Annotated in this window: 13 protein-coding genes and 3 pseudogenes; 10 read left to right on the forward strand and 6 right to left on the reverse strand. The window is 72.8% G+C overall.

Annotated elements, in window-relative coordinates; all coding sequences use genetic code 11:
* Positions 1-44: 44 nt before the first annotated feature.
* The 10 genes and pseudogenes from QQK35_RS15295 to QQK35_RS15335 all read left to right on the forward strand — a co-directional run bounded on the left by QQK35_RS15295 (position 45) and on the right by QQK35_RS15335 (position 11292).
* Positions 45-2507: an ATP-dependent helicase gene (locus QQK35_RS15295; protein WP_284254929.1), complete on the forward strand. Its 2463-nt coding sequence runs from the start codon at positions 45-47 to the stop codon at positions 2505-2507.
* Complete coding sequence (locus QQK35_RS15300; protein ID WP_284254930.1) at positions 2408-3190, forward strand: PD-(D/E)XK nuclease family protein; 783 nt, start codon at positions 2408-2410, stop codon at positions 3188-3190. Before QQK35_RS15295 ends, QQK35_RS15300 begins: the two co-directional genes overlap by 100 nt.
* A gap of 9 nt (positions 3191-3199) precedes the next feature.
* Positions 3200-5488: pseudogene (ligA, locus tag QQK35_RS15305) on the forward strand (NAD-dependent DNA ligase LigA).
* Positions 5489-5628: 140 nt separating this feature from the next.
* Positions 5629-7038 (forward strand): alpha/beta hydrolase, encoded by a 1410-nt coding sequence (locus QQK35_RS15310; RefSeq protein WP_284254931.1) that lies wholly within the window; start codon positions 5629-5631, stop codon positions 7036-7038.
* A 63-nt stretch (positions 7039-7101) separates the two neighbouring features.
* Positions 7102-7377 (forward strand): Asp-tRNA(Asn)/Glu-tRNA(Gln) amidotransferase subunit GatC, encoded by a 276-nt coding sequence (gatC, locus tag QQK35_RS15315; protein ID WP_284255724.1) that lies wholly within the window; start codon positions 7102-7104, stop codon positions 7375-7377.
* A gap of 32 nt (positions 7378-7409) precedes the next feature.
* A complete protein-coding gene (gene gatA / locus QQK35_RS15320) occupies positions 7410-8888 on the forward strand; it encodes an Asp-tRNA(Asn)/Glu-tRNA(Gln) amidotransferase subunit GatA (RefSeq protein ID WP_284255725.1) in 1479 nt (492 codons plus the stop codon).
* Between the two features lie 107 nt (positions 8889-8995).
* A pseudogene (locus QQK35_RS19940) lies at positions 8996-9223 on the forward strand (mannitol dehydrogenase family protein); the annotation flags it as partial.
* A gap of 146 nt (positions 9224-9369) precedes the next feature.
* Positions 9370-10374, forward strand: a complete 1005-nt coding sequence (locus tag QQK35_RS15325) for a mannitol dehydrogenase family protein (protein ID WP_348534959.1) — start codon at positions 9370-9372, stop codon at positions 10372-10374.
* A 19-nt stretch (positions 10375-10393) separates the two neighbouring features.
* Complete coding sequence (locus tag QQK35_RS15330; protein ID WP_284255726.1) at positions 10394-10903, forward strand: PfkB family carbohydrate kinase; 510 nt, start codon at positions 10394-10396, stop codon at positions 10901-10903.
* A complete protein-coding gene (locus QQK35_RS15335) occupies positions 10900-11292 on the forward strand; it encodes a carbohydrate kinase family protein (protein ID WP_284255727.1) in 393 nt (130 codons plus the stop codon). The genes QQK35_RS15330 and QQK35_RS15335 overlap by 4 nt, the downstream gene beginning before the upstream one ends.
* A 21-nt stretch (positions 11293-11313) precedes the next feature.
* Here the strand turns inward: QQK35_RS15335 and QQK35_RS15340 are convergent, their stop codons facing one another.
* The 6 genes and pseudogenes from QQK35_RS15340 to QQK35_RS15365 all read right to left on the reverse strand — a co-directional run bounded on the left by QQK35_RS15340 (position 11314) and on the right by QQK35_RS15365 (position 14088).
* Positions 11314-11754 (reverse strand): SRPBCC family protein, encoded by a 441-nt coding sequence (locus tag QQK35_RS15340; RefSeq protein WP_284255728.1) that lies wholly within the window; start codon positions 11752-11754, stop codon positions 11314-11316.
* Entirely contained in the window at positions 11751-11960 is a 210-nt protein-coding gene (locus tag QQK35_RS15345; protein WP_284255790.1) for a hypothetical protein, read from the reverse strand. Before QQK35_RS15345 ends, QQK35_RS15340 begins: the two co-directional genes overlap by 4 nt.
* A gap of 10 nt (positions 11961-11970) precedes the next feature.
* Positions 11971-12135, reverse strand: a pseudogene (locus tag QQK35_RS15350) (ArsR family transcriptional regulator); the annotation flags it as partial.
* Positions 12136-12137: 2 nt separating this feature from the next.
* Positions 12138-12527 carry a VOC family protein gene (locus QQK35_RS15355; protein ID WP_284254932.1) on the reverse strand — a complete coding sequence of 130 codons (390 nt, stop codon included), beginning with the start codon at positions 12525-12527 and terminating at the stop codon, positions 12138-12140.
* Between the two features lie 113 nt (positions 12528-12640).
* On the reverse strand, positions 12641-13306 hold the full coding sequence (locus tag QQK35_RS15360; RefSeq protein WP_284254933.1) for a glycoside hydrolase family 5 protein: 666 nt from the start codon (positions 13304-13306) through the stop codon (positions 12641-12643).
* Positions 13303-14088 carry a glycoside hydrolase family 5 protein gene (locus QQK35_RS15365; protein ID WP_284254934.1) on the reverse strand — a complete coding sequence of 262 codons (786 nt, stop codon included), beginning with the start codon at positions 14086-14088 and terminating at the stop codon, positions 13303-13305. Before QQK35_RS15365 ends, QQK35_RS15360 begins: the two co-directional genes overlap by 4 nt.
* Positions 14089-14098 lie beyond the last annotated feature (10 nt).

Here is a 14098-nt window from a genome sequence, read left to right on the forward strand (position 1 = left end):
CAGCAGGAGGCCGTCATCCAGGCCCCCTGGAGCCCGCCCTCGTCGTGGCGGGCGCCGGCAGCGGCAAGACCGAGACGATGGCGAACCGGGTGCTCTGGCTGCTCGCCAACGGCCACGTGCGCCCGAGCGAGGTGCTCGGGCTGACCTTCACGCGCAAGGCGGCCGGCGAGCTCGCGGTGCGCATCCGCACCCGCATCGACCAGCTCGCGGCGGCGGGACTCGTGCCCGGCGAGCACGACTCGTTCGAGGCGCCCGTGGTGGCGACCTACAACTCGTTCGCGAACGGCATCTTCCGCGACAACGCCGTGCTCGTCGGCCGCGACGGCGACGGCCCGGTGCTGGGGGAGGCCGGGGCCTGGCAGCTGGTGCGCCAGGTCGTGACGCGCTCGGCCGACCCGCGGCTGCCCGACCTCGACAAGAACCTCGACCCGGTCACCAACGCCGTGCTGAACCTCAGCCGCGCCATGGCCGAGAACCTCGCCGAGCCCGAGGAGGTGCGCGAGCTCGCCCGTCGGATCGCCGCCCTCGAAGACCTGCCCCTCGGTGACCGGTATGCCCGGGAGGGCGACATCGCGTTCGCGCGGCAGGTCGGCGCTCTCGACGTGCTGGTCGACCTCGTCGCCGAGTACGAGCAGGCGAAGTTCGCCCGCAGCGCGGTCGAGTACTCCGACCAGGTCGCGCTCGCCCTGCGCATCGTGCGCAAGCAGCCGCGGGTGCGCGAGGAGCTGCGGGCCAGCGCGAAGGTCGTGCTGCTCGACGAGTACCAGGACACCTCGGTCGTGCAGACCTGGCTGCTCGCGGAGCTGTTCGCGGGGCATCCGGTCATGGCGGTCGGCGACCCGAACCAGTCGATCTACGGATGGCGCGGTGCGTCCGCCTCGAACCTCGAGCAGTTCGCGGCCCAGTTCGGCGCGACGGGCCGCCCCTTCGCCCTGTCGACGAGCTGGCGCAACGGCCACCGCATCCTGGACGCCGCCAACGCGCTCGTCGCCCCGCTCACCGCCCGCTCGCGCGTGCCCGTCGAACGGTTGACGCCCTCGCCCGTGGCGAGCGCGCGGCCGGTGCGGCTGGCGTTCGAGCAGGACATCGAGCAGGAGGCCGCACGCGTCGCCGACTGGTTCGCCGAGCGGGTCGGCACGGCCGACCGGCCCGTCGCGGAGTCTCCGTCGGCGGCGCTGCTGTTCCGGGCGCGGGCGACGCAGTCGGTGTTCCTCTCGGCGCTGCGCGCGCGCGGCGTGAAGTACCACGTGCTCGGCATCGGCGGGCTCATGGCCGAGCCCGAGGTCGCGGACGTCGTCGCGATGCTCGCCGTGCTCGACGACGCCGGCGCCGGGCTCGAGCTCATCCGGGTGCTGGCCGGATCGCGCTGGCGCATCGGCGTCCAGGACCTGCACGCGCTCAACCGGCTCGCCTCGTGGCTGCGCGACCGCGATCACACCCAGCACGAGTACGACCCGGAGCTGCGCGCGAAGCTCCGCGCGAGTCTCACCGAGGGCGAATCGGGGTCGATCGTCGACGCGCTCGACTTCATCGCGACGGCCAGGGAGGGGCACGGTGCGCTCGCCCGGTTCACCGAGGCGGGCCTGGCCCGGATGCGCGACGCGGGCGAGGTCGTGCGCCGGCTCCGCGCGCGCATCGGCCTGCCGCTGCCCGACCTCGTGACCCTCGTCGAGCAGGAGCTGCGGCTCGACATCGAGGTGGTCGCCAACGACCGCCGGACGCTCGGCGGCGCCGCGATGGAGGCGCTGCTCGACGCGGTCGACGGCTACCTCGCGCTGGATGCCGGCGTCGGCGACGGCGCGAGCCTGCGCGGATTCCTGGCCTGGCTGCGCGCGGCCGAGGAGCGCGAAGACCTGGCGCCCCGCCCCGAGGATCCGGAGCCCGGCACGGTGCAGGTGCTCACGATCCACGGCGCGAAGGGCCTGGAGTGGGACATCGTCGCGGTGCCCCGGCTGGTGGCCGACGAGCTGCCGATGAAGCCCGTCGACGGCGTCAACGGCTGGCTCGCGTTCGGGCAGCTGCCGTGGCCGTTCCGGGGCGACCGCGACGACCTGCCCGAGTTCGCGTGGCGTTCGGCGACGACGCGCAAGGAGGTGGCGGCGGCGCGCAAGGAGTTCCGCGCCGCGGTCGGCGCCCGGTTCGACGACGAGGAGCGCCGCCTTGCCTACGTCGCGGTCACGCGCGCCCGGCACGAGCTCATGCTGTCGGGCTCGTTCTGGTCGACACCGCAGAAGCCGCGCGCGGCGAGCGTGTTCGTCGCCGACATCGCGGACGCCGGGGTCGTGCCGGCGCCCCCGAGGTGCCCGAGAGCGAGAGCAACCCGCTCGGCGAGGACCTCGAGATGTTCACCTGGCCTCGCGACCCGCTCGGCGGGCGTCGCGCCGCAGTCGAGGCCGCGGCCGCCGCCGTGCGCGCGGCCGCACCGCGGATCGCGGGGCGCTGGGCCGGTGAGCTGCAGCTGCTGCTGGCGGAGCGGGCGGCGCGGGCCGCGGGGCACGGGCGGGTGACGCTGCCGGTGCGGGTGGCGGCCTCCCGGTTCAAGGACTTCGTGTCGGAGCCGGGCGACGTGGCCGCGGTGACGCTGCGGCCGATGCCGGAGCGGCCCTACCGCGCGACCCGGCTGGGCACGCTGTTCCACGCCTGGGTCGAGGAGCGCTACGGGATCGGGGCGGGGGCGGACGAGCTGGACGCGAGCGCGGACGAGCTCGACGACCTCGGCGACGATGCCGCCGGTGCGGGTGGGCAGAGCATCGGCGTGCCGCCGGCCGCGGAGGAGCTCGCGCGGTTGCAGTCGACGTTCGAGGCGTCGCCGTGGGCGAGCCGGCGTCCCGTCGAGGTGGAGCGCGAGATCCACCTGCCGTTCGACGACCGGATCGTCATCTGCAAGATCGACGCCGTGTACCGGCAGGACGTGCCGGCGGGGGAGCCGGAGCGGTTCGAGATCGTCGACTGGAAGACCGGCAAGGCGCCCCGGGATGCCGACGACCTCGAGCGCAAGCAGCTGCAGCTGGCGCTGTACCGGCTCGCCTACGCGCGGTGGGCCGGCATCCCGATCGACCGGATCGACGCGGCGTTCTACTTCGTGGCGGACGACCGCATCATCCGGCCGGATCACCTCGACTCGGAGGAGGAGCTGCTCGCCAGATGGCGCGCCGCCTTCGCCCCCGAGGGCGTCAGAGGTGCTTCTTAGACTGAGCGCATGGCCCGCGGACGCGCAGCAGCCCCCGAACCGGAGCAGGTGCCCGAGTCGACGCCGCCCGATCTCGCCGCCGCGAAGATCCAGGCCGACGAGCTGACCACGCGCATCCTCGAGGCGCGCGACGCCTACTACGGGCGCGACACCCTGATCGTCGACGACGCCGAATACGACGGCTGGATGCACCGGCTGGAGCAGCTCGAGCGGTTCTTCCCCGAGCTGCAGAGCCAGGATTCGCCGACCCAGACCGTCGGCGCCGCCCGCAACACGCTCTTCACGCCCGTGCGGCACGCCGAGCCGATGCTGAGCCTCGACAACGTCTTCAGCCGCGACGAGTTCCTCGCCTGGGGGCGAAGGTGGAGCGTGACGCGGGTCGTCGCGTCGATTACCTGTGCGAGCTCAAGATCGACGGCCTCGCCATGAACCTGCGCTACGAGAACGGCGTGCTCGTGAGCGCGGCGACGCGCGGCGACGGCATCACCGGCGAGGACGTGACGAACAACGTGCGCCTCATCCGCGCGATCCCGCAGCGGCTCGCGGTGCCCGCCGGCGGCACGCCGCCGCCGCTGGTCGAGGTGCGCGGCGAGGTGTACTTCCCCGTGAAGGCGTTCGAGGAGCTCAACGAGCGCCAGGTGGCGGCGGGCGACCGCGTGTTCGCGAACCCGCGGAATGCGGCATCCGGATCGCTGCGCCAGAAGGAGGAGGGCAAGAGCCCGGAGGCGCTGGCCCGGATGCGCGACCGCATCGCGCGGCTGCAGCTGCTCGTGCACGGCATCGGCGCGTGGGCGGATCCGCCGGCCGCGTCGCAGTCGGGGGTGTACGAGCTGCTGAAGTCGTGGGGTCTGCCGACGAGCCCGTACTACAAGGTGGTGCCGACCGCCGAGGACGCGGCGGCGTTCATCGAGTACTACGGCGCGCACCGCTCGCCCGCGCAGGGCGGGCCGGAGCACGAGATCGACGGCATCGTGATCAAGGTCGACGAGCTCGCCCTGCACTCCGAGCTCGGGGCCACGAGCCGGGCGCCGCGCTGGGCGATCGCGTACAAGTACCCGCCGGAGCAGGTCAACACGAAGCTGCTCGACATCGTCGTCTCGATCGGCCGCACGGGCCGCGCGACGCCCTTCGCCGTCATGGAGCCGGCGCGCGTCGCGGGTTCGACCGTGCGCCAGGCGACCCTGCACAACCAGGACCAGGTCAAGGCCAAGGGCGTGCTCATCGGCGACACGGTGGTGCTGCGCAAGGCGGGCGACGTGATCCCCGAGGTGCTGGGCCCGGTCGTCGAGCTGCGCGACGGCAGCGAGCGCGAGTTCGTGATGCCCGAGTTCTGCCCCGTGTGCGGCACCCGGCTCGCGCCCGCCAAGGAGGGCGACATCGACCTGCGCTGCCCGAACGCGCGCGCCTGCGCGGCGCAGGTGCGGGGGCGCGTGGAGCACATCGGATCGCGCGGCGCGCTCGACATCGAGGGCCTCGGCGAGGTCGGCGCTGCCGCCCTCACCTCGCCCGAGGTGCCCGCGACGCCGCCGCTCGTGACCGAGGCGGGCCTGTTCGACCTCACGCTCGACGAGCTCATGCCGATCGAGGTCGTGGTGCGGGATGTCGAGACCGGCCTGGTGCGCATCGGCGCCGACGGGGCGCCCGATCGTCGCGCGCCGTTCCGTAAGATCGTGCGTCCGGCGCGCAAGGGGCAGCCCGCGGAGTACGGGCCGAGCGAGGTCGCCGTGAAGCTCATCGACGAGCTCGAGAAGGCGAAGCAGAAGGAGCTGTGGCGCTTCCTGGTCGCGCTCAGCATCCGGCACGTCGGGCCGGTCGCCGCGCGGGCGCTCGCCTCCTACTTCGGATCGCTCGATGCAATCCGCGCCGCGAGCCGGGACGAGCTCGCCGCCGTCGAGGGGTCGGGCCGATCATCGCCGACGCGCTGCTCGAGTGGTTCGAGGTCGACTGGCACCGCGAGATCGTGGAGCGCTGGGCCGCGGCGGGAGTGCCGTTCTCGGTGCCGGGGCATCCGGGGCCGGGGCATGCCGCGGCCGCCGGCGGACCGCTCGCCGGGCTGACCGTCGTCGTCACGGGTGCGATCGAGGGGTTCAGCCGGGAGGGCGCGCTCGAGGCGATCCTGAAGGCGGGGGCAAGGCGGCATCCAGTGTGAGCAAGAAGACCGACTACGTCGCCGCCGGGCCGGGGGCCGGATCGAAGCTCACCAAGGCCGAGGAGCTGGGGCTGCGGATCCTCGACGCGGCAGAATTCGCGGCACTTCTGGCGGGCGGACCGGACGCGATCGGCGACGCACAAGCCTGAAAACATACGGGATTCGAACTCCACGGGTACCACGTCCCCCATTCGGGGCGCAATTGCCCCTATATTGGGGGACGTACCCGACAGGCTCCGACTGGGCGGTGGCTCCGGGTGCGCACGGCCCTATCGACGGGATCCCCCACGTGCTGTTGGACGTCACGGCATTCGCCTCGACGCACCCGAATCCGGTGCTCGAGGCCTTCGGCGCGCTCGAGAACGGGTCGCGCACCGTGATCTCGGCACCCGCGACCCTGAGCGCCGACCAGACGGCCTTCCACGCGACGCTGGACCGGATGGCGGGCGGCGTCGGCGATCCGGGCACGTCGGGCCCCATCTCGCTCACCCAGCCGGCCGCGATCACGCACGTCACCCAGCGCGTGCCGCTGTCGGAGCTGCCCTCGCTGCGCGGCCTGAGCCTGCTGCAGCAGCTGGCGCTGCTGGATCGGTCCGACATGTCGCGATTCGCGTCGGATCACCCGGGCGTTCTGAAGACCCTGGCGAGCCGTCCGCCGGCCGCGACCGTCGTCGACGCGTGGTGGACCGGGATCCCCGCCGCGAAGCAGCGCGACCTCGCGACGGCCGCCCCCGGGGTCGTCGGCAACCTCGAGGGTGTGCCGTACGCGATGCGCGACCGCGCGAACCGCACGTACCTCAGCGACTCGATCCGGGGCATCCGTGACCAGATGCGCGCCGGCACCGGACGTGCGGCGGGCGACGACCTGACCCGCCGGCTGCACATGCTGGAGCAGGTGCGCACCTCGCTGCAGGACGGCTCGTCGAGCGAGCCGCGCGCGCTCATCGGTCTCGACCCCAGCGGCGAGGGCACCGCGGTGATCACGGTCGGCGACGTCACCACGGCCGACTACGTGGGCTACCTCGTGCCGGGCATGTTCTCGAGCGTCGACACCCAGATCGTGAAGTTCGCCGCGAGCTCGCAGCAGATCGCGAGCGACCAGCAGGCGATGCTCGACCGCCTCGAGCCCGCGACCGCGACCCGTCCGACCCCGACGGTGGCGGTGGTCGCCTGGCTCGGGTACCACTCTCCGGGGCTGGCGAACGTCGAGACGCTCGACCTCGCGAAGCAGGCGGAGGCGGCGTTGACGTCCTCGGTGCAGGGACTGCGCGCGATCCGCGGCCCCCACCAGCCGTTCATCTCCGTCATGGCGCACTCGTACGGGTCGACCGCGTCGCTGCTCGCGGTGCAGAGCGGCGGGCTCTCCGTCGATGCGCTCGCGATCGTCGGCTCGCCCGGCAGCCCCGCGCAGAGCGCGTCCGAGCTGTCGGTCACCGACGGCAACGTGTGGGTGGGGCAGGCGGCATCCATGGATCCGGTGCCCGCGACCGGCCTGTTCGGCAGCCGGCCGACCGACCCGGCCTACGGTGCCCACCTGTTCGGCACGGCGGGCGCGACCGATCCGCTGACCGGCGGGTGGCTGACCGCGGCTGTGAGCCACAACGACTACTTCGTGCCCGGCACCGAGTCGCTGCGCAACATCGAGCTGATCGGCATCGACCGCGCCGACCTCGTGCTCGGTCTCGATCGCGCCAAGTAACGGCGACGAGAGACCCTCGCGCGTTCCCTAGGCTGGACGCATGTCCGAGATCACCCCGACGTGGTGCGCCATCTGGCGTCGCTCGCGCTCATCGGCCTCGACGAGCAGGAGGTCGAGCGGCTGACCGGTCAGCTGGGCGCGATCGTGGATGCCGTCGCAACCGTCAGCGAGGTCGCGACGCCCGACGTGCCCGCGACGAGCCATCCGATCCCGCTCGGCACCGTCACCCGCGAGGACGTGCCCGGCGCGACGCTGACGCCCGAGCAGGCGCTGGCGGGCGCCCCCGAGCGCGACGGCGACTTCTTCAAGGTCAGCTCGATCCTGGGGGAGGAGCAGTGAGCGGGGTCGGCCTGACCGCCTCGGCATCGGCCATGGCCGACGCGCTCGCCGCGGGCGAGGTGACGAGCGTCGAGCTGACCCAGGCGCACCTCGACCGGATCGCCGCGGTGGACGGCGACGTGCACGCCTACCTGCACGTCAACGCGGCGGCGCTCGAGGCGGCGGCCGCCGCGGACGCCCGGCGGGCGGCCGGCGACGGCGTGCACCCGCTGACCGGCGTGCCGATCGCGATCAAGGACGTGCTCTGCACGATCGACATGCCCTCGACGGCGGGGTCGAAGATCCTCGAGGGCTGGGTGCCGCCGTACGACGCGACCACGGTGGCGCGGGTGCGCGCCGCCGGGATGGTGCCGCTCGGCAAGACCAACATGGACGAGTTCGCGATGGGCTCCTCGACCGAGTACTCGGCGTGGGGCCCCACGCACAACCCGTGGGACCTCGAGCGGATCCCCGGCGGATCCGGCGGCGGGTCCGCGGCGGCGGTCGCGGCCTTCGAGGCGCCGATCGCGCTCGGTTCGGACACCGGGGGCAGCATCCGGCAGCCCGGCGCCGTGACGGGAACCGTCGGGGTGAAGCCGACCTACGGCGGGGTGTCGCGCTACGGCGCCATCGCGCTCGCCTCGTCACTCGACCAGGTCGGGCCGGTGACGCGCACCGTGCTCGACGCGGGCCTGCTGCACGACGTGATCGGCGGGCACGACCCCCGTGACTCGACCAGCATCCCGGATGCCTGGCCCTCGTTCGCCGAGGCGGCGCGCGCCGGCACCCGCGAGGGCTCCGTGAAGGGACTGCGGATCGGCGTGGTCGAGGAGATGTCGCGGGAGGAGCAGGGCTTCCAGCCGGGCGTGCTGCAGCGGTTCCGCGAGTCGCTCGAGCTGCTGGAACGCCAGGGCGCGGAGCTCGTCGAGGTCAACGCGCCGCACTTCCGCTACGCGATCGCGGCGTACTACCTGATCCTGCCCGCGGAGGCCTCGAGCAACCTCGCCAAGTTCGACTCGGTGCGCTTCGGGATGCGGGTGACCCCGCCCGGCGGCGGCACGGTCGAGGAGGTGATGGCGGCCACCCGCGAGGCCGGCTTCGGCCCCGAGGTGAAGCGCCGCGTGATCCTCGGCACCTACGCCCTGTCGGCGGGCTACTACGACGCCTACTACGGCAGCGCGCAGAAGGTGCGCACGCTCATCCAGCGCGACTTCGGCTCCGCGTTCGAGCGCTGCGACGTGCTCGCGACCCCGTCGGCGCCGACCACGGCGTTCAAGATCGGCGAGAAGGTCGACGACCCGCTGGCGATGTACCTCAACGACCTCACGACCATCCCCGCGAACCTCGCCGGCGTGCCGGGCATCTCGCTGCCGTCGGGGCTCGCGCCCGAGGACGGACTGCCGGTCGGCATCCAGTTCATGGCGCCCGCGCGGCAGGACGCGCGGCTGTACACGGTCGGTGCGGCGCTCGAGCAGGCGCTCGTGGATGCCTGGGGCGGTCCGCTGCTGAACCGGGCCCCGGTGCTCGCGTGAACGGGGCGAGCGTGACGCCGGTCGCCGGGATCGACTACGACCGGAGCGCCGTGTCGGTCGGCATCGTGCACTTCGGGGTGGGCAACTTCCATCGCTCGCACCAGGCGATGTACCTCGACCGGCTGCTGCGCGATCCGGCGACCTTCGAGGCCGCCCGCACGTGGGGCATCTGCGGCATCGGCGTGCTGCCGGGCGACCGCGCGATGCGCGACGCGCTCGGGGGACAGGACTTCGAGTACACGCTCGTGGAGCGGCATCCCGACGGCACGGCCCCGGCGACCCGGATCGGCTCCCTCGTCGACTACCTGTACGCCCCGGACCAGCTCGAGGAGGTGCTCGAGCTGCTCGCCGCGCCCACGACGCGGATCGTCTCGCTCACGATCACCGAGGGCGGCTACAACATCAGCGACGTGACGGGGAGTTCGACGTCGCGAATCCCGCGATCGTCGCCGACGCGCGCCCCGGCGCCGCTCCGGCGACCGTGTTCGGGATCATCGTGGCCGGCCTGGCGAGGCGGCGCGAGCGCGGCATCCCGCCGTTCACGCTCATGTCGTGCGACAACATCGAGGGCAACGGCGACGTCGCGCGGCGCACGTTCGCGGCGTTCGCGCGGCTCGTCGACCCGGAGCTGGCCGCCTGGATCGAGCGCGGGGTGCGGTTCCCCAACTGCATGGTCGACCGGATCACCCCGGTCACGAGCGACGCCGACCGGGCATGGGTCGCCGAGACGTTCGGGGTGCAGGATGCCTGGCCCGTGCTGTGCGAGGACTTCGTGCAGTGGGTGCTCGAGGACGAGTTCGGCGACCCGGAGGCGGGCGGCGGGCGTCCGCCGTGGGAGCGGGCCGGCGTGCAGCTGGTCGAGGACGTGCGGCCGTACGAGCTCATGAAGCTGCGGCTGCTGAACGCGAGCCACCAGGCGCTCGCCTATGCCGGGATCCTGGCCGGGTACGAGTTCGCGCACGACGCGACCCGGGATCCGGTGATCGCCCGGTACCTGCGGGCGTACATGGATCGCGAGGGCACGCCGACGCTCGAGCCGGTGCCGGGGGTCGACCTCGACGCGTACAAGTCGAAGCTCATCGAGCGGTTCTCGAACGAGTACGTGCGCGACACCCTCGGGCGGCTCGCGACGGACGCCTCGGACCGGATCCCGAAGTGGCTCGTGCCCGTGATCCGCGAGCTGCGCGCGTCCGGGCGGCGAGCGCCGCTGTCGGCGTCGATCGTGGCGGGCTGGGCCCGGTACGCGGAGCGCGTCGTCGCGGGCGAAGCGCTGCCGTTCCGCGACCGGCAGGAGGACGCGGTGCGGGATGCCGTCGCCCGGATGGCCGGCGATCCGCTCGGCTTCCTCCGCAACCCGGACTGGTTCGGCGGCCTCCCGGACGACGACGGATTCGTCGCCGACTTCACGGCCTCGCTCGCGGCGTTCCGCGGCTCGGACGACCCGCGGCCGGAGCTCGAGCGCCTGCTGGCCGGGCCGGCCGCGTGACGTCGCCGCGCTCCTCGTCATCGGCGAGGCGCTGGTCGACGTCTTCCAGCACGATGACGGCACCACCACCGTGTGGCCGGGCGGAAGCCCGACCAACGTCGCGATGGGGCTGACCCGCCTCGGTCACGTCGTGAGCGAGCTCTGCTACATCGGCGACGACGCGTACGGCGAGGTGCTGCACGCCAAGCTGCGCGACGAGGGGATCGCCGAACAGCCGGGAGCGCTCACCGCCCCGGCCAGCTCGGTCGCCGACGTGCGGCTGACGGCGGCGGGCGACGCGGAGTACGAGTTCTCGGTGCTGTGGGACGTGCCGACCTCGATCGACTGGGACGGCATCCGGGTCGTGCACGCCGGCTCGATCGCGCTCGCGCTGTCGCCGGGTGCCGACCACGTGCTCGAGCTGCTGCAGGGGCGCCCCGCGGGAGTGCGCGTCACGATCGACCCGAACGTGCGACCGGCCTTCCTGCCGCGCGAGGGGCGGCCGAGCGGCTGGAGCCGTTCTTCGCGCTCGCCGACCTGGTCAAACTGAGCGACGTGGATGCCGAGCACCTGTACCCGGGGCTCGGCGTCGATGCGGTGCTGGATCGGCTGCTCGCGCTGGGGCCCTCGATCGCGGCGATGACGCTCGGGCCGGAGGGCGCGGTGCTGGCGACCGCGCGCGACCGGGTCGCGATGCCGGCGCTCGCGACGCACGTGGTCGACACGGTCGGGGCCGGCGACAGCTTCATGGCCGCGCTGGTGTCGGCGGTGTCGAGCGCGGAGGGCCGGGGCGCGGGCTCCGTGGGCGATTGGGAACCGGACCGCGAACGGCTGGCGGAGTACGCGCGCTTCGCGAGCACGGCATCCGGGATCACGGTGTCGCACGCGGGGCCGGAACCGCCGACGCGCGGCGAGATCGAGGCGGCGCTCGCGGGCTGAGCCGGGGTTTCAGCGGGTTGTTCAGCCGGGCATGTCGTCGAGGGCGGCGGCCATGCGGCGCAGCACGTGGGAGCGCCATCCGCCGTTCATGATCTCGAAGGCGCGGGCCTGCTCGGGGTCGTCGAGGTCGAAGCCGGCGTGGGTCAGCAGCAGGCGGGTGCCGCTGCCCTCGGGCACGAGCTCCCAGGTGACGACGCTGTCGAGGCCCGTGCCGGCGCTGCGCCACGAGATGCGCAGCAGGCGGACCGGCTCGATCTCGAGCACCTCGCAGTCGACCACGCCGGAGAACCCGGTCTGCGGCACCGGGGAGGTGACGAACCGGAACCGCGTGCCGGCGACGGGCACGAATCCCTCGGTGGGCATGAGCCAGGCGTCGAGGAGGTCGGGCTCGGTCAGGGCGCGCCAGACCTTCGCGGGCGGATGCGGCAGGAACTCGTCGGCCTCGAGGGTGGCGGTGCTCACGAGTCCCCATCCTGGTGCCGGGCGGGCTGGGCGGGGTCGGGCTGGGCGTCGTCGGGCAGGGCGTCGAGCACGCCGCGCATGCGCGTCAGGCGCTCCCGCCAGAACCGCTCGTGCGGGGTGAGCCAATCCCGCACGGCGAGGAGCGGTTCGGGGAGGGGAGTACAGCACGCGGCGGCCCGCGGCGCGCTCCGTGACGAGACCGGCATCCCGCAAGGCGCGCAGGTGCTCGGAGACCGAGGGCCGGCTCATCTCGAAGTGCGCCGCGATGTCGCCGGCGCTGCGCTCGCCCCGCAGCAGCAGGTCGAGGATCTCGCGGCGCGTCGGGTTGGCGAGCGCACCGAACAGCCGGTCGGTGGGCGTCTCCTTGGCGCGGACCGGCACGGCTAGCCCTGGACGCCGGGCTGCCCCTGCTGCAGCAGCACGAAGCCGTTGCCGTCGGGGTCGCTGAACTGCGCCTGCGTGCCCCAGCCCGCCTGCTCGGGCTCGGTGAGCTCGACGCCGGCGGCGCGGAGCGCGGCGACCACGCCCGCGATGTCGTCGGTCTGCAGCACGAGGCCCTGCTGCCAGCCGGGCTCTCCGCGGCCCGGGAACGGCGGATGCAACGTGAAGTCGACTGTGCTGCCGACGGGGGCGACCGAGAGCCAGCGCTGGTCGCCGTAGGCGTTGTCGGCGCGCACCTCGAATCCGAGCACGTCGCGATAGAAGGCGAGCGCGCGATCCTGATCGGCGACGGGGATGGTGACGGTCGAGATGCGCAGGGCGGGGATGGTCATGGGGTGACTTTATGTAGGAAAAACCTACGCGTCAAGCGAGCGGCGCGAGGTGTCCTGCCCCAGGAAGGCCGGAGCGACCAGGTCGTGCAGGACCCGGCGGCGGTCACGGTCTTCTAGGGCGGGGTCTGGCCGAGCCCCACTGCGCCGTCCGCCGTCGGCTCCAGCTCGCGGATTACCGCGCTGGACGCAACGCGGAGCACCTCGCTCAGGCGCGTGCGCTCGCGGCAGCGGTCGAACGCGAAGGCGCCCGCGACCTCGCGCGCTCGCTCGGTGTCGATGCCGCGGAACAGCCCCGCGAACTCCTCGACGAGCGGTTCCGCGAGCAGGATGTGCCGCACCATCGTCGCGATCCACTGCCGCTGTCCGAACGGCGCCGGGTCGAATTCGGGGAACTCGCGCTGGACCAGGTCCTCGATCGGCGCCAACACATCGCGGATGCCGGCGTCCGTCGAGCCCCACACGTCGACCCCCAGTCGCGCCTTCTTGCGCAGGACGGGCGCGATGAGTCGCAGGTAGTCGGCGTCGGGCGCGACCGTGACGACACCTTGGAGGCCGATGTCCTTGTACGTCCAGAGGCTCCATCCCGCGTCGAATTCCTCGAAGATCTCGAGCTGGTCCTGCAGGGTCGCGTATCGGTATTCATCGATGGCTGGATCACCGCTGTAGACCGGACCGAACTCGCCCACCCAGATCGGTGTGCCCGTGCGGCGCATGTACGCCGACCGGTCGAGGAAGCGCTCGCGCAGGTAATCGCGGTCGACGTAGCGGCCTCGGCTCACCCCGGGTACTCGCCGCTGTCGGCGAAGCCCGAGAGGGCGTAGTCGTGCAGCGTGTACACCGTGTTCGGCGCGGGCTCGTCGAAGGCGTCGAACTCGGTGCCGTGCCGATTGCCATCGAGGAACAGCACGTGGTGCGGATCGATGGCACGGATGGCGGCCGAGAGTCGGCGGTAGAACGGACCGAGGAACCGCCCGGTCGCATCGCCCGGCTCGTTGAGCAGGTTGTAGCCGGCTACCCACGGCTCGTCGCGATAGCGCCGCGCGAGCTCCTCCCAGAGCACCACCACTCGGTCTTGGAACGACGCCTGCGTCCAGAAGCCCGCGAGATGCGTCGGGTTGTCGCTGTGCCAGCGCTGGTTGTGGCCGCCAGGAGTGGCGTGCAGATCGATGACCGTGTAGAGGCCGTGGCGCGCGCACGTTCGGATCGCCCGGTCGAGCAGCGCGAATCCCGACTCGAGGAAGACACCCGGGGCGTCATCGCTCTCGAAGTGGCGGTAGTTGACGGCGATCCGCACGCAGTTCAGCCCGAGCGAAGCGACGTACCGCGCGTCGTCGTCAGTGAAGAACACGTCGAGGAACTCCGCGAAGAACGCGTCGTAGGCCTCGTCCCCCATCTCCCGCCGGAGCGCCTGCCGGTGGGCGGTCTCGGTTCCGGGGTAGCCGGTGATGAAGTTCTCCATGTTCATCCAGCCGCCCAGGCCGAAGCCGAGCAGGCGCACCGACCGTCCCGATCCGTCGACCAGGTGCGTCCCGTCGACCTGCAGCAGGGGATCCTCGCTCACGTGTTGTCCT

This window comes from Pseudolysinimonas kribbensis (genome assembly GCF_030161895.1).
Classification (GTDB): Bacteria; Actinomycetota; Actinomycetes; order Actinomycetales; family Microbacteriaceae; genus Pseudolysinimonas; species Pseudolysinimonas kribbensis.

Coding starts and splice junctions, on each gene's coding strand:
- gatA (WP_284255725.1), top strand. CDS start 7,410: ATGGCCGACGCGCTCGCCGCGGGCGAGGTGACGAGCGTCGAGCTGACC.
- QQK35_RS15345 (WP_284255790.1), bottom strand. CDS start 11,960: ATGCCGGTCTCGTCACGGAGCGCGCCGCGGGCCGCCGCGTGCTGTACT.
- QQK35_RS15355 (WP_284254932.1), bottom strand. CDS start 12,527: ATGACCATCCCCGCCCTGCGCATCTCGACCGTCACCATCCCCGTCGCC.